Source organism: Wolbachia endosymbiont of Dactylopius coccus (assembly GCF_977011065.1).
In genome coordinates this window covers 515,840-542,194 of the sequence record NZ_OZ347065.1, presented here as the reverse complement: position 1 = coordinate 542,194, position 26,355 = coordinate 515,840, and the positions used below count along the sequence as shown (strand labels likewise).

General features: G+C 35.3%; 28 protein-coding genes, 1 tRNA gene and 1 pseudogene. 12 read left to right on the top strand and 18 right to left on the bottom strand.

Annotation, left to right across the window (positions count from 1 at the left end):
• Positions 1-47: 47 nt before the first annotated feature.
• Complete coding sequence (locus ACWHVF_RS03020) at positions 48-2,165, bottom strand: transketolase family protein (RefSeq protein WP_064125439.1); 2,118 nt, start codon at positions 2,163-2,165, stop codon at positions 48-50.
• A 105-nt stretch (positions 2,166-2,270) separates the two neighbouring features.
• Between ACWHVF_RS03020 and rpsD the strand changes: the two genes are divergently transcribed.
• From rpsD to iscX, 3 genes are all read left to right on the top strand, one after another.
• Complete coding sequence (gene rpsD / locus ACWHVF_RS03015) at positions 2,271-2,885, top strand: 30S ribosomal protein S4 (protein WP_064125441.1); 615 nt, start codon at positions 2,271-2,273, stop codon at positions 2,883-2,885.
• Positions 2,886-2,895: 10 nt separating this feature from the next.
• Positions 2,896-2,982 (top strand) — tRNA-Leu (locus ACWHVF_RS03010).
• Positions 2,983-3,012: 30 nt separating this feature from the next.
• Positions 3,013-3,213 carry a Fe-S cluster assembly protein IscX gene (iscX, locus tag ACWHVF_RS03005; protein WP_064125440.1) on the top strand — a complete coding sequence of 67 codons (201 nt, stop codon included), beginning with the start codon at positions 3,013-3,015 and terminating at the stop codon, positions 3,211-3,213.
• A gap of 240 nt (positions 3,214-3,453) precedes the next feature.
• On the opposite strand, the gene ACWHVF_RS03000 is transcribed toward iscX, so the two are convergent.
• The 3 genes and pseudogenes from ACWHVF_RS03000 to ACWHVF_RS02990 all read right to left on the bottom strand — a co-directional run bounded on the left by ACWHVF_RS03000 (position 3,454) and on the right by ACWHVF_RS02990 (position 5,824).
• Complete coding sequence (locus ACWHVF_RS03000) at positions 3,454-3,684, bottom strand: WPE palindromic element domain-containing protein (RefSeq protein ID WP_447933151.1); 231 nt, start codon at positions 3,682-3,684, stop codon at positions 3,454-3,456.
• A gap of 262 nt (positions 3,685-3,946) precedes the next feature.
• A protein-coding gene (locus ACWHVF_RS02995; RefSeq protein ID WP_447933057.1) for an IS630 family transposase occupies positions 3,947-4,958 on the bottom strand; the annotation gives its coding sequence in 2 pieces (ribosomal slippage) (positions 3,947-4,495 and positions 4,497-4,958; 1,011 coding nt in all).
• A gap of 113 nt (positions 4,959-5,071) precedes the next feature.
• Positions 5,072-5,824, bottom strand: a pseudogene (locus ACWHVF_RS02990) (IS5 family transposase).
• Between the two features lie 100 nt (positions 5,825-5,924).
• Here ACWHVF_RS02990 and ACWHVF_RS02985 point away from each other — a divergent pair.
• Genes ACWHVF_RS02985 through ACWHVF_RS02965 form a run of 5 tightly spaced genes read left to right on the top strand, consistent with a single transcriptional unit; the run spans position 5,925 to position 9,363 of the window.
• Complete coding sequence (locus tag ACWHVF_RS02985) at positions 5,925-6,266, top strand: DUF721 domain-containing protein (RefSeq protein ID WP_064125521.1); 342 nt, start codon at positions 5,925-5,927, stop codon at positions 6,264-6,266.
• 37 nt (positions 6,267-6,303) lie between these two features.
• Entirely contained in the window at positions 6,304-6,618 is a 315-nt protein-coding gene (rpmB, locus tag ACWHVF_RS02980; protein ID WP_006279619.1) for a 50S ribosomal protein L28, read from the top strand.
• A complete protein-coding gene (lipA, locus tag ACWHVF_RS02975; RefSeq protein WP_064125522.1) occupies positions 6,611-7,474 on the top strand; it encodes a lipoyl synthase in 864 nt (287 codons plus the stop codon). Before rpmB ends, lipA begins: the two co-directional genes overlap by 8 nt.
• A 60-nt stretch (positions 7,475-7,534) precedes the next feature.
• Positions 7,535-8,251, top strand: coding sequence for a bifunctional demethylmenaquinone methyltransferase/2-methoxy-6-polyprenyl-1,4-benzoquinol methylase UbiE (ubiE, locus tag ACWHVF_RS02970; protein WP_064125523.1), 717 nt, complete (start codon positions 7,535-7,537; stop codon positions 8,249-8,251).
• Complete coding sequence (locus ACWHVF_RS02965; protein WP_064125524.1) at positions 8,248-9,363, top strand: FtsW/RodA/SpoVE family cell cycle protein; 1,116 nt, start codon at positions 8,248-8,250, stop codon at positions 9,361-9,363. Before ubiE ends, ACWHVF_RS02965 begins: the two co-directional genes overlap by 4 nt.
• 431 nt (positions 9,364-9,794) lie before the next feature.
• On the opposite strand, the gene ACWHVF_RS02960 is transcribed toward ACWHVF_RS02965, so the two are convergent.
• The 8 genes from ACWHVF_RS02960 to yihA form a co-directional block, all read right to left on the bottom strand.
• Positions 9,795-10,319 (bottom strand): PD-(D/E)XK nuclease family transposase, encoded by a 525-nt coding sequence (locus tag ACWHVF_RS02960; protein WP_064125214.1) that lies wholly within the window; start codon positions 10,317-10,319, stop codon positions 9,795-9,797.
• 196 nt (positions 10,320-10,515) lie between these two features.
• A complete protein-coding gene (locus ACWHVF_RS02955) occupies positions 10,516-11,739 on the bottom strand; it encodes an ankyrin repeat domain-containing protein (RefSeq protein WP_082860923.1) in 1,224 nt (407 codons plus the stop codon).
• A 57-nt stretch (positions 11,740-11,796) separates the two neighbouring features.
• Entirely contained in the window at positions 11,797-13,494 is a 1,698-nt protein-coding gene (gene argS / locus ACWHVF_RS02950) for an arginine--tRNA ligase (protein ID WP_064125216.1), read from the bottom strand.
• Between the two features lie 95 nt (positions 13,495-13,589).
• Positions 13,590-14,213, bottom strand: a complete 624-nt coding sequence (locus ACWHVF_RS02945) for a hypothetical protein (protein ID WP_064125217.1) — start codon at positions 14,211-14,213, stop codon at positions 13,590-13,592.
• Between the two features lie 86 nt (positions 14,214-14,299).
• Positions 14,300-14,860 carry a hypothetical protein gene (locus tag ACWHVF_RS02940; RefSeq protein ID WP_064125218.1) on the bottom strand — a complete coding sequence of 187 codons (561 nt, stop codon included), beginning with the start codon at positions 14,858-14,860 and terminating at the stop codon, positions 14,300-14,302.
• Between the two features lie 713 nt (positions 14,861-15,573).
• Positions 15,574-17,289: an ABC transporter ATP-binding protein gene (locus tag ACWHVF_RS02935; RefSeq protein ID WP_064125219.1), complete on the bottom strand. Its 1,716-nt coding sequence runs from the start codon at positions 17,287-17,289 to the stop codon at positions 15,574-15,576.
• Positions 17,290-18,013: 724 nt separating this feature from the next.
• Positions 18,014-18,925 (bottom strand): acetylglutamate kinase, encoded by a 912-nt coding sequence (gene argB, locus ACWHVF_RS02930; protein WP_064125223.1) that lies wholly within the window; start codon positions 18,923-18,925, stop codon positions 18,014-18,016.
• Between the two features lie 4 nt (positions 18,926-18,929).
• Positions 18,930-19,526 carry a ribosome biogenesis GTP-binding protein YihA/YsxC gene (yihA, locus tag ACWHVF_RS02925; RefSeq protein ID WP_447933298.1) on the bottom strand — a complete coding sequence of 199 codons (597 nt, stop codon included), beginning with the start codon at positions 19,524-19,526 and terminating at the stop codon, positions 18,930-18,932.
• A 95-nt stretch (positions 19,527-19,621) separates the two neighbouring features.
• Between yihA and prfA the strand changes: the two genes are divergently transcribed.
• Complete coding sequence (prfA, locus tag ACWHVF_RS02920; protein ID WP_007548640.1) at positions 19,622-20,701, top strand: peptide chain release factor 1; 1,080 nt, start codon at positions 19,622-19,624, stop codon at positions 20,699-20,701.
• Positions 20,702-20,728: 27 nt separating this feature from the next.
• On the opposite strand, the gene ACWHVF_RS02915 is transcribed toward prfA, so the two are convergent.
• Positions 20,729-21,892 (bottom strand): multidrug effflux MFS transporter, encoded by a 1,164-nt coding sequence (locus ACWHVF_RS02915; protein WP_447933150.1) that lies wholly within the window; start codon positions 21,890-21,892, stop codon positions 20,729-20,731.
• A gap of 16 nt (positions 21,893-21,908) precedes the next feature.
• Here ACWHVF_RS02915 and ACWHVF_RS02910 point away from each other — a divergent pair, with 16 nt between their 5' ends.
• Both ACWHVF_RS02910 and ACWHVF_RS02905 read left to right on the top strand, forming a co-directional pair.
• Complete coding sequence (locus tag ACWHVF_RS02910; RefSeq protein WP_064125554.1) at positions 21,909-22,466, top strand: GNAT family N-acetyltransferase; 558 nt, start codon at positions 21,909-21,911, stop codon at positions 22,464-22,466.
• A 278-nt stretch (positions 22,467-22,744) separates the two neighbouring features.
• The gene (locus ACWHVF_RS02905; protein WP_064125553.1) at positions 22,745-23,674 is read left to right on the top strand and encodes an AEC family transporter; all 930 of its coding nucleotides are present in this window, start codon (positions 22,745-22,747) and stop codon (positions 23,672-23,674) included.
• On the opposite strand, the gene ACWHVF_RS02900 is transcribed toward ACWHVF_RS02905, so the two are convergent.
• The 5 genes from ACWHVF_RS02900 to ACWHVF_RS02880 form a co-directional block, all read right to left on the bottom strand.
• Entirely contained in the window at positions 23,675-23,920 is a 246-nt protein-coding gene (locus ACWHVF_RS02900) for a hypothetical protein (protein ID WP_447933149.1), read from the bottom strand. It lies immediately after the preceding gene.
• Positions 23,845-24,024, bottom strand: coding sequence for a hypothetical protein (locus tag ACWHVF_RS02895; protein WP_447933148.1), 180 nt, complete (start codon positions 24,022-24,024; stop codon positions 23,845-23,847). Before ACWHVF_RS02895 ends, ACWHVF_RS02900 begins: the two co-directional genes overlap by 76 nt.
• 95 nt (positions 24,025-24,119) lie before the next feature.
• Positions 24,120-24,434 carry an FtsB family cell division protein gene (locus ACWHVF_RS02890; RefSeq protein WP_064125499.1) on the bottom strand — a complete coding sequence of 105 codons (315 nt, stop codon included), beginning with the start codon at positions 24,432-24,434 and terminating at the stop codon, positions 24,120-24,122.
• Between the two features lie 49 nt (positions 24,435-24,483).
• Positions 24,484-24,612, bottom strand: a complete 129-nt coding sequence (gene ykgO / locus ACWHVF_RS02885; protein ID WP_006279631.1) for a type B 50S ribosomal protein L36 — start codon at positions 24,610-24,612, stop codon at positions 24,484-24,486.
• A gap of 49 nt (positions 24,613-24,661) precedes the next feature.
• Positions 24,662-25,492, bottom strand: coding sequence for a pyruvate, water dikinase regulatory protein (locus tag ACWHVF_RS02880; RefSeq protein ID WP_064125500.1), 831 nt, complete (start codon positions 25,490-25,492; stop codon positions 24,662-24,664).
• Between the two features lie 135 nt (positions 25,493-25,627).
• Between ACWHVF_RS02880 and ccmC the strand changes: the two genes are divergently transcribed.
• Positions 25,628-26,338: a heme ABC transporter permease CcmC gene (gene ccmC / locus ACWHVF_RS02875; RefSeq protein ID WP_064125501.1), complete on the top strand. Its 711-nt coding sequence runs from the start codon at positions 25,628-25,630 to the stop codon at positions 26,336-26,338.
• Positions 26,339-26,355 lie beyond the last annotated feature (17 nt).

Here is a 26,355-nt window from a genome sequence, read left to right as displayed (position 1 = left end):
GAATGACAAAGAAGAGTGGGCTTTCATATGGTTATGCAAGAGGTCTACTAAATGTAAACCAGTTTCTCACACACACATTTTACTACGTGATTTGCGCTGATATTAAAATGCTCATAAAGTGTTTTATAAGGTGCTGATTCTCCAAAGCTTTTCATGCCAACAAATATACCGTTTGAACCTATATATTTATGCCAACCCATTTCACTTCCGGCTTCAATTGCAACTTTGATGCTGTCATTATTTAATATCGCCGCTTTATATTCATCACTTTGCTCATCAAAAAGCCTCCAGCATGGCATAGAAACAACCCTTGTACCTATACCCTTTTCCTGCAATTTCTCCCTTGCTTTAACTGCAATTTCAACCTCGGACCCCGTAGCAAATATTGTCACTTTTAATTCTTTTGAACATTCACACAAAATATATGCACCAAACTTCGATAGATTAGCAGATTGATCGATATCAGAATGCATGTAACTTACGTTTTGCCTTGAGAGCGCAAACAGTGCGGGTGACTCTTTTTTTTCGAGTGCAATGCTAACACACTCTAGAGTTTCAACTGCATCGGCTGGCCTAAAAATATACAAATTTGGTATAGCGCGCAAAGAAGCTAAATGCTCTATTGGTTGGTGAGTTGGGCCATCTTCTCCTACTCCAATTGAGTCATGAGTCATGACATATATGACCTGCTGTTTCATCAAAGCTGAAAGACGTATAGCAGGGCGGCAATAGTCGGAAAATACCAAAAAAGTGCCACCATAAGGAAGAATCGCGCCGTGAAGAGCCATGCCATTCATACATGCTGCCATAGCGTGTTCTCTCACTCCATAGTGGACATAAGAACCACTATAATTATTACTATCTATTACCTGCATGTGCTTATATTTAGTGCAATTTGACCCAGTAAGATCAGCAGAACCGCCAACTAGTTCTGGCATATGTTGTGCTAAAAGCTCCATCACCCTGCCAAAAGAAGATCGAGTAGCTTCACTTGGCATTAGCTCACATATTTGTTTCTTTAGACCAGCAAAAACACTATCGATATTATCTGGTAAATGTTTCGCAAGTCTTCTTTGCAGTTCTTTATTTTCACTGGATTCCAGTGTCAAGCACTGGAATGACACCGAATTGTTGATATTATCCGGCAAACGCTGTTTTTGAAGTTCTGCGTAATCCTCTGTTATCCCAGTTTCACTCTTTGTCATCCCAGTGCTTGACACTGGGATCCATTCTTTTTCTTCTTCACTGGTCAAGTGCTGGAACGACATCGAATTGTAATTTTGTTTTGCTCTCTCAACAGTTTTCATCCAGGCATTTTTTACATCATCTGGCACATGGAATGGTTCATAATTCCAGTTTAATTTCTCTCTCATCTGTTTGATGTCTTCCTCCGAAAAAGCACCACTATGAGCAGAGGATGTGCCAGCACGGCTTGAAAATTTTCCGATAATGGTTTTGCAGCAAATAAGCGATGGCTTTTCTGATTTTTGTGCTCGCTCTATTGCCAGGGATATGGCATCAAAATCATGGCCATCAATTTTGTCAACATTCCATCCATACGCTAAGAAGCGTTTCTCTACATCATCAGAGCAGGAAAGGCAAGTAGCGCCATCTATAGAGATATCATTATCATCAAAAAGGGCTATTAATTTATTCAATTTAAGATGCCCAGCAAGTGATGCTGCTTCATGGCTTATTCCTTCCATAAGACAGCCATCCCCTAGCATTACGTAAGTGTAGTGATTGATTCTGAATTGCTTTTTAAGGATTGATTCAGCAAGTGCCATGCCAACAGCAGCGGCAAACCCCTGACCGAGCGGGCCTGTTGTTGCCTCTACCCCGGAAGTCAAGCCAAACTCTGGATGACCTGGGGTCTTGGATCCCATTTGCCTGAAGTTTTTTAGCTCATCTATGCTAGTATAACCTGTCAAATATAATATTGAGTATAGTAACATTGACCCATGGCCGTTTGATAAAACAAAGCGATCTCTATTGAACCATTTAGAATCATCAGGATTATGATTCAGATATTTAGCAAACAAAATAGTTGCAACATCCGCCATGCCAAGTGGCATACCTGGGTGTCCAGAGTTTGCTTTTTGTACTGCATCAATTGATAAAAAACGGATGGCGTTTGCCATAGATTCCAAAGGTAGATGATTCATAGAAAAACTTAAAAATAAAGTATAAAAGATTATACCAGCAAAAACAAGTTGACACTGAGTGCTGAAATCCTTAATAATCTAGAGTTAAATCGTGAGAATTTTTATATGACAACTGTTATCACTAGAAAGTATAGAATCAGCCGTAGGCTTGGTGTAAATTTATGGGGTAGAGCTAAAGACCCAGTAAACAAAAGGAAATACCCTCCAGGTCAACATGGTACTCTTGGATTCAAGAAGTTATCTGACTTTGGTAAGCAGTTTGCTGCGCATAAGAAATTTAAGTTTTACTATGCGATTTCAAGTAAGCAGCTCAGACGTACATTTTTAGATGCTTATAACAGAAGGGGTTATACGGCTGATAATTTTATCGGTATTTTAGAATCAAGGCTCAGTTCTGTTCTATACCACTCTAGTCTTGTGCCAACAATTTATGCAGCGAAACAGCTCATATCTCATAAGCACGTTACAGTTAATGATAAGGTGGTCAACATATCGAGTTATCGAGTGAAACCAGGTGATATAATAAAAATAAGAGAAAGGGCAGCAAAAATCCCTGTAGTAGTAGAGGCTGAACAAAAACAAGAGCGCAAGGCTCCGGATTATTTAGAGACAGATAGTAAAGAGCATTCAGTGAAGTATTTGAGGTCACCTCAATATTCTGAGGTTCCTTATTCAGCAGACATGGAAGTCAATTTAGTAGTAGAGTTTTACTCTAGATAGATAAAAAAAAGCCCGTGTGGCGGAATCGGTAGACGCAGCGGACTTAAAATCCGTGGGTTTTGCGACCTTGGGAGTTCAAGTCTCCCCATGGGCACCAATTTAACTTAGCAGATAAATACAAAAAAGTATGAAATGGCTTGATATAGAAGATATTGTAGAAGCTCTGGAGGAAAAATTTCCAGATGAGAATATAATTAATATCAGATTCACTGAGCTTAAAAAAAAGGTCTTGAGTTTAGAGGAATTTGATGATGATGAAAAACGCTGTAACGAGAAAATACTCGAGGCCATTCAAGCAGCTTGGATTGAGGAAAGATTGACCACATAGCAATAAACCATACGCAAATGTGATTTCTATTGCAATTTGCATATTGAATGCTATTTTTTGGATCTAGCCTAGCAAGTTAATAATAATTTAACCAATTACAATTAAAACAGCTATAAGGTTAATTATGAGGCAAAACAAAAATTTTTGAATGGAACGACTTACTTGACAAGTGCTACGTTGAGATAAATTTTACATAAAAATACTGCTTTTATGGTGTGAGGCTAGAGGTTTGTAAAGCAGTTAGAAGGTTGTCATCCCAGTGTTAGCTACACAACTGTACGAACATTTATTTTTGTTAAACACAGCAAATGGTGTCATGCCAGTGCTTGACACTGGCATCCAGCTTTTGATCGAAAATGTTGTATAGTGCACAATCAATTTTTCTGGATCCCAGTGTCTGAGCACACAACTGTACGAACGTTGTAGTTTGGGCCACCAGTGGGGCAGTGCCCAGACACTGGTTCTATGCAACTTAATTAAAAACGTTTATTTTAGCGTAAGACAACTACCTTTAGCTCATCAGCTCAGTTATAAGCAAAATTTCTGGATTCCAGACTGGAATGACACCATTTGCTGTCTTCAAAAATGAATGTTCGTACAGCTATGTGTCTGAGCACTGGGATGACATCCTCCCTGGTGGACTCAAATTACAATGTTCGTGCAGTACGCACTGGAATGACAGGGCTTTAAGAAATCCAATGTAGTGGTAAACCTTACTTATTTATACCAATTCTCATTGTTGGTCATTCAAATAGGATACATAGCAGAGTTGTTTAATTGTGGAGTAGGTAAGAGAAGTAATAAATTTACACAAAGCACTCTCAAGCAAAGCAATAGTATCGTATATTTTATTGCGCAAAATGTTCTGTTTTACATACAACCAAAGCCTCTCAACTGGATTGAGTTCAGGTGAGTATGGTGGTAGGTATATAATCTCAATATTTTTAGGTACCTTTAAACTTTTCGACTTATGCCAACTAGCACAATCCATAACAAGAAAGGCTTCTCGTGGTCCCAAATATTGAGACATTTGCTCAAGAAATATATTCATACAATCAGTGTTGACATTCGGTGCAAACAAGCTAGAATTCTCCCCATTTCTAGGATTAACTGCACTGTAGAGATAAAAATTTTCCCTACCTAATTTTACCTTAACTTTTGTTCTGACGCCTTTTTTAAACCATCCATGCCCGGTCTTTGAATGTGTGCCAAACCGCGATTCATCGAAGAAAAACAGCTCTTTTTCAGAATACTTGCCAATAACTTCGTTGAGATTTTTTTTTGAATTCCTCTTGTTTTCTTTTATCTTGTACATTGTGTACTGGTCTTGGTGTAATATAAGAGAATTTCATCTTTTGCATATAGCGGTGTACTGTAGATTTGCTAATATTTAAGCCGAACTTTTCCTGGATTCTTATTCTCATTTCTTTAATGGTAATATTAGGATTTTCTCCTACCCATGCTTCAACTTGCTGTAGTTGAGCCTGATTTAATTTAGTTTTTCTACGCCGTTGTGGAGGAGCAAACAATTTTTCTTCTCTGCCTAATTTCAAGAGTTTTATCCACGAAGTTAGTGCGCTTCTTGAAATGCAATATATTTTTGCTACAGCCGTTATACTATGCTTTTTTGCTGCAATTACAGCATTTAGTTTTTTTGCAACATATGCATTGTTCCTTACTTTCTTCAGCATTTTTTTTGCTGATTTTACTACTTCTTCATCCAATAATTTTGATCTTAGTGCCATTTATACCTCGACTATTTCACTTATTTCATTATGGCTTGTCTTCTATTATTGTCTATCTGTTTGCCGTGTAATGGGAATTGGTATTAGTTATACTAGGCTCTGTGGACAAAATTTTAGAGAAGCCATATGAGAGCTCCAACAAAATTTAGAAATCCCATGTAAACCTCTGCGGTCTTGTCAAATCTGGAAAAAATGCGCCTAAAATTTTTAATTTTACCGAAAAAGCACTCAATCAAATGACGTTCTTTATAAATATGCTCATCATAGTATCTTTGCACTTTTCGATTCCTTTTTGATGGAATTACGATTTCACATTTCCTGTTTTCAAGGCTGACCACAAAAGCATTGCTGTCATAACCCTTATCAGCTACTACAATGGAGTTATAGACATTTTTTGTTAATACTTCAGCTTGTGTAATTTCATTCCTCTGGCCAGGAGTAAGTATAAATTTTAAAGGATTTCCCAATGCATCAACAAGTGCATGAATTTTAGTCGTAAAGCCACCTTTACTTCGCCCTAAAGCCTCTTGATCCTTCGAATCTTTTGTATATCCAGCCGAACATGGATGGGCTCTAATGATCGTACCGTCGATTATGACGGCTTCTAAATCTGGCTCTTGTTTTGTGTACTCCAATAAATTTTTCCAAATACCCCTTTCGCACCATCTCTTAAATCGTTTGTGTATACTTCTGTAATTGCCATAGATTTTCGGCAAAAGTCGCTATTGGCAACCACTTCGCGCCATATACCACACTGCTTCTATGAATATTCTTAAACGTTTTTCGTCTTTACTATGCATTCCTTTTATGCCTTTTATGAATTCTAAAATTTGTTTCCAATTTCTTTCTTTTATATAATATTCCATTCGGTAGTTTCTCCATTTTTATGTTCATTTGGTTAAACTACCACTTTTTTTCTCCCTCTTCATATTTTTTGTCCACAGAGCCTAGAAACAAAACAGAAAAATGCTCAAACACAGCGGTCCAAAAAAATTAAAGTCTATAATTGAAAACTATGCATTAAAATGCATGAAAAATAAGATTAGTAAAAATGAAATACGTCTGATTTTAAACTGGCGAAATATAGTAGGGAAAGAAATAGCAGAGTGTACAAAACCGAAAAAGATCTCATATGCACAGAATATAAATTCGGGTGTGTTGCATCTGGTAGTAACAAATGGCAGTAAAGCATTGGAAATTCAGCATATGATTTCTCTTATAATAGAAAAAATTACGATATTTTTTGGTTATAAAGCAGTATATGGTATAAAAATTAAGCAAGAGAGTATTGACTATTTGACTATATAAGGTAATCTAAGTACATAGAATAATTTGGTATATTGAAGTGAGTAGAGTTTGTGAATTAACAAATAGAAAAAAATCTTTTGGTAATAAGGTATCACATTCGAATCGTAAAACAAAGCGTACCTTTCTTTTAAATTTACATAAGGTTACGTTGACAAGTGATATATTGAATAAAAAGTTTAGATTTCGTGTAGCAACAAGAACTTTGAGAACTATAGATTACAAAGGTGATTTAGATGCTTTTTTGCTCAACACAAGAACGATTAAACTAAGTGAGAAAGCGCAGAAGATAAAAAGAAGGTTGAAAAAAGTTTTAGTAAAGCAAGAGGTAGAGTTAGCCGTTTCAGATGCATAACAAACCTCAATGGCTCAGAGCAAAAGCTCCGACCGGTGAAGTATTCAATGAAACCTTAAACATCGTTAAACTGCATAACTTGCATACGGTATGTGAAGAAGCTGCATGTCCAAATATTGGTGAATGTTGGAATAAACGTCACGCTACTGTGATGATTCTTGGTTCTGTTTGCACTCGTGCTTGTGCATTTTGCAACGTTGCAACTGGCATTCCTGATAAACTAGACCCTCATGAGCCAGAAAATTTAGCAAAAGCGATAAAAAAGTTGAACTTGAAGCATGTTGTTATTACTTCTGTTGATCGTGATGATTTACCAGATGGTGGCGCAAATCAGTTTATACAGTGCATAGAAGAAATTAGAAAGATAACTTCAGAAACAACAATAGAGATTTTAACTCCTGATTTTTTAAATAAGAAAGGAGCATTTGAAGCAATTGCTGTTGCATCACCTGATGTCTATAACCACAATATTGAAACAGTGCCGAGATTGTATGCAAAAATAAGACCACGAGCTCGCTATTTTCATTCACTATATTTGTTGAAGATGGTAAAGCAGATTAATCCTAAAGTTTTCACAAAGTCGGGGCTTATGGTTGGTCTTGGAGAAACAAAAGAGGAAATATTTCAGGTTATGGACGATTTGCGCAGTGCTGAGGTTGATTTTATTACAATTGGTCAATATCTACAACCAACTCCAAAACATGCAAAACTTGATAGGTATGTTACCCCAGAGGAATTTGAGCATTATAAATACGTTGCTTACTCCAAAGGTTTCTTAGTGGTTGCATCAAGCCCACTAACTCGGTCATCATACCACGCTGAAGAAGATTTTAACAGGCTTAAGGTTTGTCGTTGACATTTGCGTTAATTCAAATTAATTTTTACTAATTATAAAGGAGTTGAGCGACTTTACGTAATGTCTACTATAAAAATCAAGAAGAAATCGCAATTAGTTAAAGAGGTATTCGACTCCGTAGCAAATCGCTACGACACCATGAATGATATAATGAGCCTCGGAATGCACAGATTGTGGAAAGATAAAATGGTAAATAGTGTGCATTTTACAAAAAACTCTAAGGTTTTAGATGTTACTGGAGGAACTGGAGATATAGCAATAAGAATAGTAAGAAAAGAGCCAAGTGCTAAGGTTACAGTGTGCGATATAAATCAAAATATGCTAAGCAGAGGACGTGATAAAGCTATAAATTCAAACCAAATTAATTTTGATTGGGTATGTGCAAGTGCAGAAAGTTTACCATTTGAAGACTCCGAATTTGATTATTGCACAATAGCTTTTGGCATTCGAAATGTTTCTGACCGTAAGAAGGCTTTAAATGAGGCGCACAGGGTATTAAAACCACATGGAAAATTTATCTGCTTAGAATTTGCCCCTATGCACTATCAAAATGAGATATTTACCAAACTTTATGACTTATATTCATTTAAAGTAATTCCTAAAATTGGCAGCATAGTTGCTAAAGACAAGAGTTCTTATGAATATTTAGTAAAGAGCATCAGAGAATTTCCAACTCAGGCTGATTTTAAAATGGAGATTGAAGAGGTAGGTTTTAAGAATGTTGAGTTTCATAATATGAGCTATGGAATAGTGGCATTACACATTGGAACAAAATGAATATTAAACTCTGGTATAGAACGCTGGATTATTATCTCATCCTTCTAGTGTTTTTTTTGCTCACTATAAGCTTCATTCTTGTTTATTCAGCAAGCCCTGTAATTGCGCAGCGTCTTTTTCTACCACAGGATTATTTTATACGGCGCCATACAATTTATATAGTCCTGTCACTAATTACCTTGGTGACATTTTCTTTTCTCAACACAAGAACTATACTTAACCTCTCGTTCGCAGGTTTCATTTTATTTACTATTCTAGTAGCAATTGCGATAATACTTGGTATAGAGGTAAAAGGTGCGAAACGATGGTTACATATTGTCAAAATTTCTGTTCAACCATCTGAGTTCGTAAGGCCATTTTTTTCTGTTGTTATAGCTAGTATCTTGGCCAGCGAAATGAGGTTTAAAATGCACATATCAATCATAATATTTCTGTTAGTTTTTGTGTTGTTACTTTTGCAACCTGATTTCAGTATGTCCATGCTTTTAACATATTCTTTTATTGGTCAAATGTTTATTGCATGTATACCATTTTTATACTTTCTATGCATAATAGGAATGGCCACAACTGGAACTACAATAGCTTACTTATGCCTCCCACATATAAAGCAAAGGATTTACAATTTTGTCTTTTTTACGCAGCGCGATAACTTTCAAGTCACAAAATCATTAGAAGCATTCAAAAGAGGTCAATTAACTGGTGTCGGCCCTGGTGAAGGTAGCGTAAAAGCCTCTCTTCCTGATTGTCATACAGATTTTGTGTTTTCTGTTTTAGCAGAAGAATTTGGTTTGATTACGTGCTTAGCCACATTGATGTTATTTGGTATCATTTCCGCCCGCTTGCTTTACGTTGCATATAGGGAAAATGAATTATTTAATCTGTTAGTGATTCTCGGTATCTCAATGCAATTCATCACACAATTCATAATAAACATAGGGGTAACATTGAGTGTTTTTCCTACCACCGGCATAACCCTGCCGTTACTTAGCTATGGTGGTTCTTCTCTTTTATCTTCGAGCATCGCACTTGGCATAATGCTGTCTTTCAGTAGAAACCAAGCTATCGCATTAAAGTTTCGTGAGCGTGTTATGCTTGGAAGGTATATGGACTAAACTTGTACCGCTCACAACTATTATTGGTATGTATCTGTTTAGCAGAGTGGCAAAATAAGGTAGACGAGAAAAGACAACTATAGGAACAAATGGGTTTCATCCCAGTGCCCAGACACTGGGATCCAGAAAATTTGATTGTGTACTATACAACATTTTCGATCAAAAGCTGGATTCCAGTGTCAAGCACTGGAATGACATCACAGGGGCACTGGAATTTTTGTTTCAATATTTGTACATTAGCCATGCATCTGAACAGATACATTGGTATCCCTCCAAAATGGGTATCTGTTCAGATGAGTGCAAGAGATATTATGAAATCTGAAAGAGTTATGTGGAAATTTTTCAGAAAATATTCCACTGACATGCTAAACAACAAATACATCACTATGTCGTTTATCGCAAAAACTTATATTTTTCGTAACCATTCACACTTAATTCTGCAATTCTTTCATGGAAAGACCAGTAATTTGAGCTATGATATCAATAGAAACCCCTGCTTTAAGTAGATTTTTTGCAACTTCAATTTCCCCTTCTTTTCTACCTTCCTCTTTAGCAAGATCAAGTCTGTATTCAAGAATGGCTTCTTCTTTGCGCAGATCCATTATTCTTTCTTCATAAGCTACTAGATCTTTTTCATTCCAGTGAAACTTATCTAATTCATCATATGCTAGCTTTATTATTGGTGATTTTTCCGCAATTTTTCTGAGATCTTCGTCCGTTATATACCTGTTCCCACTAGAATCCCTGCAAAGAACATCAACAATGCTTTGTTTATCAGAAGCAATTTCAGGGTCCATAATGGTGCTTAAGAATTCTACTTCTTGTATAGTATTGACTTCAGTACATCCTAAAATATCGTTCAAAAAGTGGATAAGAATATTCTTATTTTTTTCAGTGCCAAAGATTTTCTTAAATGTTAAATCTAACTTTGGATCGAGAAATTTAGAAAGAGCCATAGTAAAAATACTGAGAAAAGATTAATAATTGTACACACAACTATTCAACCATATTTTTAAGTATAGCTATACCGCCGCGGCCGCTAACACGTAGCGGGATGACGGTTGTCAGGCTAGCTGTCATCCAAGTAGCCGATACTGGGATCCAGAAAAAAGGATGATGTCATGAAAGTAGCTGACACTGGAATCCAGCAGATCAAGCTTTCCGCTCATCCCCAGTTATGCCTTGTTCTTCTTCCACTTCATCTATTTTAGTACTAGGCTTTAACATCATATATGTGATACCACCAACTGCTAGTGCTGCTGCTGCAATTGCAACCACTGCTATTACTATAGGTATTAACTCAACTGCAACTGTTCCAGTTGCGAAAAGTGCCACTGCTACAGCAGTGCCTAATACTGCGACTGCACCACTGGCGAAAAGACCTTTTTTAATTGCTGATGTAGGTTGTTTTTTTTCTGTTTCTTCCAGAAGAGGTGTTGTATCCTTGTTATCATCCTTATCTTGCGTTAAATTGTTTTTTTCTTCGTTTAGTTTTTTTAGCTGTTTTTCTTCTTCTTCCAGAAGCTTCTTTATATCACCAGTTCTAGCTAAATCTCTTGGAGTTTTACCATCTTTATTTTTTAACAAAGGGTTTGCTCCATTTTCTATTAAAATATTTATTATCTCTGTATAGCCAAGTTCAGCAGCCCAATGTAAAGGAGTCGATCCATCTCTATCTTTTGCATTAACATTTGCTTTGTTTTTTAACAAAACTTTAACTATTCCTATATAATCATTTTTAGTAGCAAAATGATTGGCAGGGGTGTGTCCACATTGAATAGCCCAATGCAAAGGAGTGCTTGCTTCGTTATCTACCGCATTAGCATTTGCATGATTTGCTATTAGAGCATTGACTACGTTCGCACGACCATTTCTAACAGCCCAATGTAAAGAAGTCAATCCATCTTCATCTGATGCATCAATATTAATCTTTGTCCCTTCCCCTATTAGAGCATTTACTATATCTATATGGCCAGATAAGGAAGCCACATGTAAAGGGGTCCATCCATGTTCATCTAATGCATTAACATTGATTTTTTCTACTCCCAACAGAGCATTTGCTATATTTCCTAGATTAATGCGAGCAGCTAAATGTAATAACGTAAGTCTATTACTTTCAGGTTGAGAAGATGTACTTATATGTCCAATAAATCTACTGCCTTCATGTTCAATAGATATACTATTTTCAACTTCAAACTGGTGATTTATATCAAAATTAGCTTTTTCCCACGGCAAGTACTCTTGATATTCCAGATATCCATGACGTCCATGCCGCAACGCATCTTTTACTTTGTTAATTACGCTACCTTTCTCTAAATTTTTATTATTATTAACTTTAAATAATGTTTCTTTCCATAGCGCATAATCCATTACCATAGCTCTACCTACAAATTCAATAACATTTTAATTATCATACATTATGACGAAAAAAAATCAACTCATTTCTTCCAGAGGCTCTATATTAAAGATGGAAAGTCCAGAAGCAATGACGTGCGCTAAGGCTTGTACGAGAAACATTCTTGCAGCGGTGAGGTTTAAGTTGTCTTCCAGTATGAAACGCATGTTTAAATCACTCTTGCCATACCCCCATAAAACGTGAAACGCTTCTGCAACTTCAAGTAAGTAGAAAGTAATTCTATGTGGCTCATAAAGCCTTGCCGCTGTTTCTACCACATCTGGCCACTTTGCTAAGGTTTTTATGAGGAATAGCTCTCCACCTGTCTTTAAAAGTGAAGGGTCTGCACTTGGCAACTCTTTTGGAGCATTACGCATCAATGAATGAGCACGGGCGTGCGCATATTGCACATAAAAAATAGGGTTGTCTTTTGATTGTTCTTTAACTTTAGCAAAATCAAAGTCCAAGACCATATCATTCTTGCGTGTCAGCATTATAAAACGAGTGATATCCCTGCCAACTTCCTCCACTACATCTCTTGCTGTTAGGAAGTTTCCTGATCTTTTGGACATCTTAACAGGTTTGCCATTCTCAAAAAAATTCACAATATTATGCAGTTTTACCTCTATTTTTGCTTCTAGCGCAGAGACGACTGCTTTTAGCCTTTTGACATAACCACCGTGGTCACTACCAAGCTCTACGATCATATTCTTAAAACCACGTGATATCTTATCAAAATGATAAGCGATATCCGAGGCAAAATAAGTCCAACTGCCGTCCTCTTTTTTCAGTGCGCGGTCAACGTCATCGCCAAATTTTGTAGAGCGAAATAACATTTCTTTTCTGGAAGTCCAATTTTCACTTTCTTTGCCTTTTGGTTTCTTCAAGTACCCTTCATACACTAGACCCTTGTCAGACAATATCTTTATACTCTCTTCAATTTTGCCACTTTTTTGTAGCTCATACTCTGAAGTAAAAACATCATGACTTACCCCAAGTAAGTTCATGTCTTCCTTTATGATTTCTAAGATAGAACTTAAAGTATATTCCCTAATCACCTGATTATCTTGCTTTTCTAGAAGCTCCTTGCCATATTTTTTGGCCAGCCCATTCCCTATCGGTTTTAAATATTCACCTGGGTATAAACCTTTTTCGATGCTGATTTTTTCTCCCAGAGCTTCCTTATACCGCAAATATACTGACTTTATTAGTGTATCTATCTGCGCTCCAGCATCATTAATATAGTATTCCTTAGTAACTTTATAACCAACTTTTTTCAATAAATTTGCCAGAACGTCACCAAATACTGCCCCTCTTGCATGGCCAATATGCAGTGGACCAGTTGGATTTGCCGATACAAACTCAACATTGATGGCCTGATTGTCTCCTATATCTAGGGTGCCAAACTCTGTTTTTAGCTCATTTATTTGTTTTAAAATTCCATGCCACACTTCTATTTTTAAGTGCATGTTGATGAAACCAGGGCCCGCTATTTCCACTTTTGCAACTTCATCAAAAAGTTCAAATTCTTTGGCTAAAACCTCTGCAATTTCAATGGGATTCTTCTTTTCATGCTTTGCAAGCACCATGGCAACGTTTGTGTAAATGTCTCCATGTGCTCTGTTACTTGGGGGTTCTACGATAAAGTTTGTTGTATCTGTATTTATAATACCCCTTTGCTTCAACTCGTTTAATTTACTCAAAATTAAGGAAGAAGCCCTTTTGAAAATGTTCATCAACTAGAAAAACTATGAAAACCTCCAACAATATAGCAAATAAGTGGGGCTAGTTGAAGGTTTATCTTAACTATTTTATCTTCCTGGATCAGAGTTTATATTAAGTCGTTGCCGTAACCATGGTAAGAGAAAGTCATACTTTCGCTGTGATCATCATTACCAGCATTAGGATCTTGGATAGCATCAGGATCTTTAACATCATCAGGATCTTTCTCTTTCTTCAGTTCATTCTTAATAATTTCTTTCAGTTTATTCTTAGTCTCATCACTAATCTCAAACTTAAGACCTTTCTTCAGTTCATTCTTAATACTTTCTTTCAGTTCATTCTTAGTCTTATCATCAATTTCACACTTAAGACCTTTCTTCAGTTCATTCTTAATATTTTCTTTCAGTTCATTCTTAGTCTTATTATCAATCTCAAACTTAAGACCTTTCTCCAGTTCATCCTTAATATTTTCTTTCAGTTCATTCTTAGTCTTATCATCAATCTCAAACTTAAAACATTTTTTCAATTCATTCACAGTCTTATCATCAATCTTACACTTAAGATCTTTACCACATTTATCATAAATCAACTTACTCTTATTGACTTTACAATCATCCAACTTTGTGAACAAATTAACTCTCACCATGTCACTGACAGAGCACGCATCAAGTGGCAATGGACATACATGATTTGCATTTTTTTGACTTGGACAAGAAAAAGTATTCGTTGGCATAAAATATCTCCATTAGTAAATAAAATTATTAAAAAATTAACTATAAAGTGAAAGTGTGTACTAACAATGTACACACTGTATTACTTTTATATAATATAAACAGTACTTTCTGGCACTGATGCATTGTAAGCAGAAAAGAAAAGTTCTTTATCTACTATAGAGTTATTCACCGCCTCTACGCATTTATCACACTCAGAATTGCCGTGACAATTGCCCGCAATTCTACCGTCTACAATCTCAAGGTCATTTTTAGGATTCTCAATTATTCTCTTGCATTCTTTAGCACTCAAGCCTGTTGGCTTTTCGGTCTTAGCATCGAGAATCTCATCACCCCCTACAGGAACTCTTATTGTAAGTTTTGAAATGTCAATTGGCTCCTTAGTTTTAGGCTTAGTGCCAGTGTCAGTGTCAGGCTTAAGTTGCGGACAAGGGGGACAAGCAGGAACAGGGGGACAAGCAGGACAAGGTGGTATATTTAAATCGAATTCGGGAAGCTGTATATTTAATTCGAGTCCATCATGCCGCGAGTCAAAGCGGTTATGGCAACGTGGGTCAAAGTTATGATGGTACCGTGGATCAGTTATGCAAGCCGTGCGTGCAGAAATACATGGATCCATATGTGGATACGAAGAAAAATTGTAAGTCATAAAAATCCTTTAAAAAGTAACTATTGAATTATTATAGGATAAAAAAGTTAATGATTTAATAATTCTAAGATTAAAACTAGCATACATAAACTTACGGTACATTTCAAAATACGACTTTAATGTAGTAGATATTAGAGTTCAGAAGTTTTACTACGACAGAATAATGATAAGATTTTAAGAAGAAGTTGTAAAAATTAGTTGTGTTGCTGAAATAAGTTGTAGTAGAACTGCTATATGAATAACAATTGCTTATCTTTTCAAGTAAAATGTGAAATACATAAGTGTTATATTTGAATAACACTTATGTACTCTTAGAAGAACATAAAGCACATACACTAATACGTGCGTATATGAAAATTATTTAAAATAGCCTTCTAACAAAAAAAACCAAATCCATCACAAGGATTGTGGCATGGATTATAATTATTATGACATTGGTCAAAATAATTGTAACATGGATCATAATTATTTTGACATGGATTAACAGTGTAAGGTGTTGTACATGCAGATGTATAAGGTACTTTTATCAACGTTTGTGTTGGTAAAGCTGGCATTGATACATGAGAAGGTATATGTTGTTGTGGTAAAAAAGTGTAAACCATAATAATCCTTAAAAAATACTATTAAGTTATTATAAGTTAAAATGATTAAAAATTTAATAATTTTGATTATAAATCTAGCATATCAACTAACGATATGATTTAAATTTTCTTTCAATTCCACTGTATCTTTGCCAGTTTTGCATACAACCCGTCTTTACTTATTAGGGAGTCATGAGTCCCTACTTCTTCTACTTTTCCGTGATTAATTACTATAATCTTGTCAGTTTTAAGTGCAGTTGATAGTCTGTGTGTAATTACGATCGTTGTTCTGTCTTGCATTAACTTGCTTAATGCTTTTTGCACGAGGTTCTCACTTTTATAATCAAGGGCAGAGGTTGCTTCATCCAGTATTAAAACCTGAGGGTTTTTGAGTATGGCTCTTGCTATTATAATACGTTGTTTTTGCCCTTCAGAAAGTTTTAATCCTCTTTTTCCTACAAATGTATCAAATTTATCAGGCAGCCTATCAATAAATTCCATTGCATAAGCACCGATAGCTGCTTGCCTTACTTCCTCATATTCAGCACCAGGTTTGCCATATAGTATATTTTCCATTATTGAGCAAGAAAATATCATGTGATCTTGTGGCACTAAGCCAAACAACGATCTGAGGTCATTTAGCGCAATTGACTTAATATTGTGCCCATCGATAGTAATGCTACCTTTGTTTGGATCATGAAAACGGAGCAGAAGTTTTAAAATGGTGCTTTTACCACTGCCAGATGGGCCAACAATTGACACTGCTTGACCTGCCTCTATAGAAAATGATACGTTATTTAACGCTGGCTTATCAGACTGAGATTCATAAAAAAATGTTACGCCATTAAACGAAATTCCTTTTTGAACACTACAAATTTTTATAGGATCATTGGCATCTGCTATAGAGCTTTTCATATTTTTAAATTCAAATAAACGCTCTACTATTCCAAGACCTCGTTGTAAATCACTGATATTATCGCTCAAATTATTTATAGCTCCTGCCGCAAGCGCTGAATAAAACACAAATGAGGAGAGTTCTCCAATAGTTATATTATTGCTTAAGACTTCTTTAATACCGAAGAAGAGCAAAACAACTAGTGAACCTATCACACACGTGATAACTAGAGTTACTAAAATAGCACGCAAGAGTACTAATTTTACGTATGATTTTGATACTGAGTTTAAATGTTCCTTAAAACGGATTTTTTCGTTTTCTTCGAGTACAAACGATTTGATGGTTACGATAGACCGAAAATTTTCCTCACTAAGTGATGCAAGCTCACTTAATTTATCCTGGGCAAAGCGTGCATGGCTACGCACTTTTTTTCCAAGTGAGGTCATGATAATGAGTAGTATAGGTATTATTGCGGCTGCATACGCAGTTAGTTGTATATTTGTATATAATAACATGGCAACACTACCAATCAGAATCACAAAATTTCGTAATATGGTGAGTAGGCTGCTATTTATTATTGATTGCAGCACAGAGGTATCAGTAATGAGTGCTGAGATAACATCTTGTACACCTGTATCCTCAAAGAAACTTGGTTGCAAGTCAGTGATACTGCTATATAAGTCGTATCTGATTCTTGCGATAACTTTCTCGCTGCCAATGCCAATGAAATATAACCGAGTAAATGCAGTGAGAGAAATGGCTAAAACTATAAGTATTGCAACTAATAGCTTAGTAGTAAAATCGTGCTCTGTGCCAGAATCAATTATATTGCTTAAGCCTCTGCCAAAGAGGAGGATCGTTAAGGCTGAAAATAAAACTGCAATAAAAGCTATGATGAAATAAGATAGATTAGGCTTTATATAGCAAAATAACTCTCTAATATTAGATCGCATCGTATTTTGAAGTTTCTAAAGTTAAGTATATAGATTTTAGTTTCAGGGGAAAGGGGAAAGGTGTAGCACAATAGCTAACGTCATACCGTGTACAAACGTTGCAATTTTAAAGCAAAGTGATGTTGTTCAAGTAGCTGACACTTGGGGTCTATGTTTTACACGCTGGAATGACAAAGTGAGCGTGCGTAGGTGTCATCCCAGTGCCTATTTCTTTGTCATCCCAGTGCCCAGACACTGGGATCCAGAAAAGTTTGCTTGTAAGCAAGCAAACTAGCATAGGAAAACGTTTTCGATGAGATTATATGGAAAACTGGATTCCAGCGTCACGCGCTGGAATGACACCTTTTATGGGCTCTTAAATTGCAACTATAAATACTTAAGAAATTTACTGAGCGGAAAAAAAGGCAAAGAAACCCCAGGGTAGCTAATTATTCACTATCCATTTTTTAAGTTGGCGTTTTTTGATGTTTTAAATAGCGTATTTCAGCTTGTGTAGCTAGAAATTTGATAAAGACATGAGGTGCACATAGTGCGAAAAATTAAGCATGATTTACGCCAAATACATTAAGTTTTTTGTCATTAATCCACTGCAAAGATTGCGAAGATAAATAAATAGCTTCACTTTCATGATAAGGGGGCTGGTGGAGTTTGTCAAGCAAGTTTTTTCGTTTCTATTCCCAATGTTATATGGTTATGCAAGAAGTCTATTCGTGTAGTTGTCTAGTTATAAATCACTCACAATTGATATGCTCGAATTATTCTCAGTAAATAAATCAAGCATAATATTAGGTATTCTACCATCAACTATGTGAACAACTCCAGCACATTCCTCTACCATTTTAGTATATGCCATAAGCCTTCCAATAAATTTTTCTCCTTGAATTTTGCCACAATCAATCGATGCATTTAAATTTTTAACAGATATCTTCCTGCCACCAATTTTATCTATTTCTTCACCTGTATCGCTAAAGGTTATCATTTTAGATGCAGAAACTGCAATTGCAATTGTGCTTGCAGTGCTATCGGCATCAATATGATATGTTTCCCCATTTTTTCCATGACCAATTGGTGCAATAACTGGTATAAAATCTGATTCTTCAATAAAAAATAATATATCAGGATTGATTTCAGTGGGCCTACCGATGAATCCCATGTCTAGTATTTTTTCGATGTTATTTGATCTGTCTTCCTTAAGGGTAGTGCTTATCTTTTCAGCTTTTATTAAGTTGCCGTCTTTTCCACATAATCCAATAGCTGAACCACCAGCAGAATTTATATGCTGAACAATTTTTTTATTAACTGAACCACATAGTGCCATTTCAATGATTTTCATAGTGTCTTTGTCTGTAAGTCTGATACCATTCACAAACTTACTGTCCATACCCAGCATTTTTAACACTGAGTTAATTTCATATTCTCCGTCATGAACTATCACCGGATTTATACCAAGCTGCTTTAATAAGACAACATTATGCACAAAAGTATAGAATAGTGTTTCATCTGAGATCGTTACGCTGCCACATTTAATAACAAAAGTTTCACCCACAAAGCTAGGTATGCTAGACAGCACTTCAAGTAATATTTCTGCTTTTTGTTCAAATGATACTTCACCCTTTAAAAATTCACTACTTTTCATTTTTTTATCTTGTAAACTTGAAAAACTCATCTCTTACCTTGATTATTTTATGCTTAACACGGATGCTTATTTGATGAATTGACACATTTTCATTATTAATCCATTTTTGAGTATCTTCTATAACAGCACCTAAGCTTTTTTGACTTACTTTATCTATTTTTGTTAGCACAACGTTAAAGTTAATATTATTATATATTAACCAATAAATGAAGTCTTTGTCTATTTCTTTTAATCCTACCTTGCTATCTATCAACACAAACACTCTTCTTAGATTTCTTCTTTGAATTAGATAATACTCAATTAAGTTTAAATATTGTATAATTTCCTCCTTGCCTGCATGAGAGTAGCCATACCCTGGTAGATCAACAAGTCTGAACTTATCATCGTACATAGAGTAAAAATTTATTTGTCTAGTGCATCCAGGTTTAGAGGAAACTCTGGCAGCTTTTTTGCTGTTTATCAGTAAGTTGATCAGACTGGATTTTCCTACATTTGATCTACCAGCAAACGCAATCTCTGGAGCCGACTCATTTGGTAATGATTTTATGTCCGAAGCTCCAAATATGAAATTGCAGTTTGATGTTATCTGTTTTGCCATTATATTCAACTAGAAGGTAGTAGGTATATTATAGTGTTATTGCTTGATATAAGAAATTTTTTATTTCAGTATATATTACTTAGCTAGATCTGTGCTATATGGATATGGAAAATAATTTACAAGACTTAAAGAAAAAATTTAATGATATAGAGAGGAATTTGGAAAATCCTACCAATTTAAGTCAAAAAGAATTCATTACCCTTTCAAAGGAATACTCTGAGCTCAGGCCAATAATCAAGATAATTGATGAATATAACACGCTGAAAGAGGAAATTTCAGACTTAGAAGAAATAATGAAAGATGAAAACAGCGAAGGTGATATAAAAGAGTTAGCAAAAGAAGAATTTTTCGAAAAGCACAAGGTATTATTACCAAAAATAAAAGCAAAATTAAAGTTAGCATTATTGCCCAAAGATGAAGATGACTCAAGAAATGCAATATTAGAAATTAGAGCAGGTACAGGCGGAGAAGAAGCAGCATTATTTGCAGCAATGTTATTTCGTATGTATCAAAAATATGCAGAAAGAAGAAATTGGAAGTTCGAGCCAATAAGCATTTCTAATACAGGTATAGGTGGCTATAAGGAAGCTTCTGCACTCATTAATGGAACAGAAGTTTTTGCAAGGTTGAAATTTGAATCAGGGGTGCACAGAGTACAGAGAGTGCCAGAAACTGAATCCTCAGGAAGGTTGCATACCTCTGCCGCTACTGTTGCGATATTACCTGAAGTAGAAGAAGTTGACTTTAAAATAGAAGAAAAAGACTTACGAATAGATGTTTATAGATCCAGTGGTCCTGGAGGGCAATCAGTGAATACAACTGACAGCGCAGTAAGGGTCACCCACTTGCCAACAGGGATAGTTGTGATACAGCAAGATGAAAAATCGCAGCACAAAAATAAAGCTAAAGCGCTCAAAGTATTGAGGGCAAGGCTATACGAAATTGAAAGACAAAAAAAAGAAATGGAAAGGTCAACAATGAGGAAAAGTCAGATTGGCTCTGGTGATCGTTCCGAGCGCATAAGAACATATAATTTTCCACAATCAAGAATAACAGACCACAGAATTAATCTAACTTCACATCGGCTAGAGCAGATTATAAAAGAAGGTGAACTAGATGAATTTATTGAGGCACTAATCTCACGTAATGAAGCAGAAAGATTGGCCGGGGAAAGTTAGCAGCCTACAATGGAATATCTTTATTAATTACATAGGATCTTTTAAACGCAATAGATAGACAGTAAAAATAAGTTCTAGTACCACTGCAGAAAAAACAAGAATAGCTGCACTGATTGTTTGACCATTGTAAACATAGCTTGTTAAGCCGATAAAAATAGCTATAATAAAAGATCTAATGAACGCGATTGCAGAAGAAGCTGTACCTTTAATTTCAGGGAAAACATTTAATGATGCATTGAAAACTACTGCCTGGCAAATTGCACAACCGATAGAAAAAATCATCATAGACAGTGTTACTAAGTAGAAAGAGTGAGGTGCAATTATACTGAATATTACAAGCAATAGAGATCCAATAACGATTACACTCGTGCCAGAAATTACACACTTTATTGCTCCAAGTTTCTGCAAGATTTTGCCAGCAAATAGACTGATGAGTGAGAAGCACCCAACTATTGCACCTTGATGTAGTGCATAAATAGTGCTAGATAAACCAAAAGTTTCCATATACAAGAAAGGTCCACAAGTGATGAATGACATATATGCAGCACAAAAGAGGCTTGACACCAAAGACAGCGCCACAAATCTTGAACTCGACAATAATTTTCTGTAATCTTTCATCATTTTTTTCAAACTGAAAATATCGCGGTCCTTTTTTGTTTCTGGTAACAGAAAAAGCAGCAAAACCCAAGAGATCAAACAAAGTATTGCAACAGTTGCATAATTACCACGCCACCCTACAGCACCATTGATAAAACTTCCTAAAACAGGTGCAATTGCCATGACAACTGTAAGAACAGAATTCATGATTCCGATAAATTTCACTGCTTCGTTACCTTTATAGCTGTCTGCAATAATTGCAAACACAACCACAGATGTGCTTACACCAATGCCCTGAACAAAGCGAGAGATTAAAAGCCAAGAAACTGACAGCGCAAAAACACAGCCAACAGCACCGACGAGTAGCAAAGTGCTGCCTATGATCATGATTCTTCTTCTGCCATAGCATTCAGACAATGGACCAAAAAATAACCCTCCTATGCACAAGCCTAGGAAATTATAAGCAATAGTTAATTGAATTGTGCCTTCTGATACGTTAAAATAGTGTACCATATCAGGAAAACTAGGTACGGAAATATCAATTTCAATGAACTTGGCAATTAGAGACAGGATTAACAGAAATGGTAGTAACATTTGAGATTTTCAATTAATGAATAAAAATATCACATTTAAAGCGTTAAAAGAAGAACATTTTTTACTGTTATTAAAATGGTTAGAAACACCTCACGTAAAGAAGTGGTGGGATGCGGATATAAATTGGACACCAGAGTTAATTGAGAAAAAATATAGCAACTACGTTAAAGGATTCAAACGTTTGAAATTTAAGACACAAATTATTGAAAAACCAATGCACGCATTCATTATTAATTGTGATGGAGTTGATATTGGTTATATTCAATACTATAACAAACATAATTTTCCACCTGAGCAGGGCTACGATACTTCTGAGCTTCCAGAAAGCTGTGCTGCTATAGACTGGTATATCGGAGAGCTGGATTATGTGGGCAAAGGCATTGGTCCACAAGCTTTGAATATATTTTTAAACGAATTTGTCTTTAAAGTTTCTGAAAATGCTTTTGTTGACCCAGATACAGCAAATGTTCGTGCAATCCGTGTTTACGAAAAAGTTGGATTTAAAAAAATTAGGGAAAGCAATGGTACAATCTTAATGATCAAGGCAAGAATTCCTGAGAACCACTCAAGATGAGTGTTTTTTCAACAGTCCGTCTAAATTGCTACAAGCAGTTTAATTTTTAGTAAATATGTCATTATTCAAAAATATGCAAGAAGCTTTATAGAAACTTAACATAATTTTATCATAAAAATGTCATTCTTAAGTCCTATGTAAAAACAAATTTTGGCACTAAGTGAATCTTTTTTAATTAACTATGAGCTGGATAAATTGGAAAATAAATTTTGTTTACTTTTACAATATCCTAAGATCTAATGTCATTTTATCAATCAAAAATATCACAATAGGCTAATATGTTCTTTACTCTTTTTCTAAAAATATTACCTATTTATATTACAATATTTATTGGTTATTTAGCAGGAAAATGTCTTAAAATTGATAGAAACACTATATCTCAAATACTCTTTTATATAGCTAATCCAATAGTGATTTTATATGGAGTTTCTCATACAGAAGTTAATTTAAAAGTAATTTCTCTGCCGATTTTGGTATGGTTTATAGGTAGCACTATGTCCTTATCAGTGTATTATCTTTCTTCTTTTTTATTTAAGGATAACACGAGAAACATATTAGCATTTAGCTCGGGCAGCACAAGTATGGGTTATTTTGGTCTGCCGATTGCCATGGCTTTATTTGATGAAGATTCAGTATCTGTATATGTTGTTTGTTATATAGGAATGGCGCTATTTGAAAACAGCTTAGGATTTTACATAGCTGCAAATGGTATTTATACCGCAAAAGAATGCATATTAAAGTTGTTCAAACTTCCTTCGCTTTATGCGATGGTTCTGGGCTTCTTTTTAAGTATATACGATATACAAATACCTACTTTTTTAACAGATGTTATGATGAATATTAGAAGTACATTTGTCACATTAGGAATGGTGCTACTTGGAGTGAGCATTGCGAATATTACAAGCTTTAAAATAGATTGGAAGCTTGCTTTGATCACTATTACAGCAAAGTACGTATTCTGGCCACTGTTTGTTTTAGGAATTGTCCTTTTAGACAAGCATGTTATAGGTATATACGATGAGAGCATATATAAAGCACTGATGTTGCTGGCTATTATTCCAGTTTCTGGGTCCAGTATAATACTTGCTAATATTTTGAATTATCAACCAGATAAAGCTACTCTGTTGCTTCTAATCAGTACTGCAGTGGGACTGTTTTATGTTCCATTAATAATATCATTATTTTTTACTAAACTTGTTCCTTTTTGATCAAAAATTCAAGTGGTAGATAAAACTTGGATTTACACTAGACTGCTTGCATAACCACATGAAAGCCCACTCTTTTTTGTCATTCCAGCGCGTGACGCTGGAATCCAGCCTTCCTGCAATCTCATCAAGAACGTTGTGTTTTAACGTAAGGTTGGCTACTTTTACACTCACTAACTTAGCTGGATCCCAGTGTCTGGGCACTGGGATGACAAAGAAATAGGCACTGGGATGACAAGAAAGGAGCACTGGAATGACATCATAGGGGAACTGGAATGACGAGAAAGGAGCACTGGAATGACATCATAGGGGCTACTAGGATGACAAAAAAAGGAGCACTGGAATGACATCATAGGGGAACTGGAATGACGAGAAAGGAGCTACTCGAATGACAAAGGAGGGCAGTATCAACTACTGGGATGACGGAGGTAACGCAAGAAGTCTACCGCTATTCCACGTCAAGAACAACCATAAGTTCATTAGGGTTCACATAACCTAAAGCATTTTTTGCTTGCTCATCAAGCAGATCTAAATCTAAGCTTTTTTCATATAAGCCAAATACTTTGTTGTCCAACTTTTTCTTTTCAGAAGAGACATCCTTTAGCAAAAGTTTATTGTACTCGATTTCTTTTTTTAAGTCTATTAGCGTCAATAAACCACGTTTACCTGTAATTGTGCTAATGCTAAAATATAATGTAAGAGAAGAAATGAGCAGGGCTGCGCTTAAACACAGTAACTTTTGCTTCTTTTTAGATATAAGCACCGTACTTTCACATATAAAAAATATATAACATGAAAAGGTGAACAAAAAGCTAAGAACCTTGACGTGCTTTACATCTTGGCTTTACCTTGTTTATAATGTAAATCTTACCACCCCTTTTCACAACTTTACAATTTTTATCTCTGTTACGATGAGATTTTAGCGACCCTTTGACTTTCATATCTATAGTAAGAATTAAATTACTTTACATTATAATCACTTATCAAGAGTTAGTCAATTGATAACATTTTATTAAAATACTGTATAATTGTTGCTGATACTTCTTCGATTGACTTTTGCGTGACATCAATAATTGGCCAGTTATTCTGCTTAAATAGTTCCTCTGCTTCTTTAATTTCCTTTTCTACTTTCTCAGGGTTAGCATATATATTGTTATCTTCGTTGTTAATTGAAGTAAGTCTATTTTTGCGTATTTCTATTAGCCTACTTACGTCTATTGTTACCCCTATCGTTAGTTTATTTTTTAATTTTGCCAAGTCGACATAAAAGGGTACTCCACTAACAAAAGGAATATTTGCAACTTTATAGCCTCGGTAAGCTAAATACGTACTGGTGGGAGATTTTGATGTACGTGAAATTCCAACCAAAATTATATCTGCTTTATCAATATCTTGAATATTTTGTCCATCATCATGATTAATAGTGTAGTTTATTGCCTCAATGCGCTGGAAATATTCGTTATTTATCTCAGTATGCAAGTCAAGCTTTTCGTCTTTTTCAATTTCAAGATAGGACGAAATTTCTCTAATAATATGTGATAATATTGCTCTATAGGGAATTTTCAACTTTATACAGTTATCTTTTAGATATTTTCTTAGCTCATCATCAGTAATAGTGCATATAACAAAGTTATGCTCATCACTTTTCTTATTAATTTCCTCCAAAATTTTGTCAACCTGCTCTTCTCCTTTCACAAAAGACCAAACATATTCGATTGTTTCTACAGAACGAAAGTGTTTCAGAGCTGATTTTGCAACTGATATAACAGTTTCACCACTTGAATCTGATACTAAGTGTAGATTAAGCTTTTTAAGGGTCATCAACGTTATACTAAAAATAATAGCAAGCTACTCAAATTATGCTAATTTGTTGACCTACGTAAATATAGAAAAACTATCCTGTTGATAAAACTCAAACTAATTGGTAAATTCTTAACACAATTATTCTCAAAATGAATGTTTTTATTAAAGCCTACAAATTTCACTTCTTTTTCTAAAAAAGCACTACCTTGGCTTGGGGTTATTTGTTTCGCATGTTTTTTAATTGGAATGTTTTTAGCGTTATTCTTCTCCCCAGAAGATTATAAACAAGGAGAAATTGTACGAATCATGTACATTCATGTGCCTTCTGCATGGCTTGCTCTTGGAATATATGGACTCATTGCATCACTCAGTTTCATTTCATTAGTGTGGAACAATAGCATTGCCAGTATCTTGGCACATGCTGCTGCTCCTGCAGGGACAGTTTTTTCTACAATATGCTTAATCACAGGCAGCATCTGGGGAAAAGGAACCTGGGGCACTTGGTGGGTATGGGATGCAAGGCTTACTTCAATGCTAATTTTATTTTTCCTGTATGTTGGCTACCTTTCATTGTGGAGCGCTTTTGATAATGAAGCGAGGGCAGAAAAATCAGCAGCAGTATTTGCCATTTTTAGTGCTATAAATATTCCTATAGTAAAATTTTCCGTAAATTTATGGTCTACTCTCCATCAGCCAGCAAGCATTTTGAGAAGAGGTGGAGTAGCAATAGAAAGTTCCCTGCTGTTGCCACTGGTTGTAATGTTTATGTTTTGTGCCACATTTTTTTTAGTAGTGTGGATACTGTATTCGCTTTACTTAATTAATTTATGTAAGATAAAGAGAGAAATTAGTGTGCGGTATTAGATGGTCTTGCAATTATA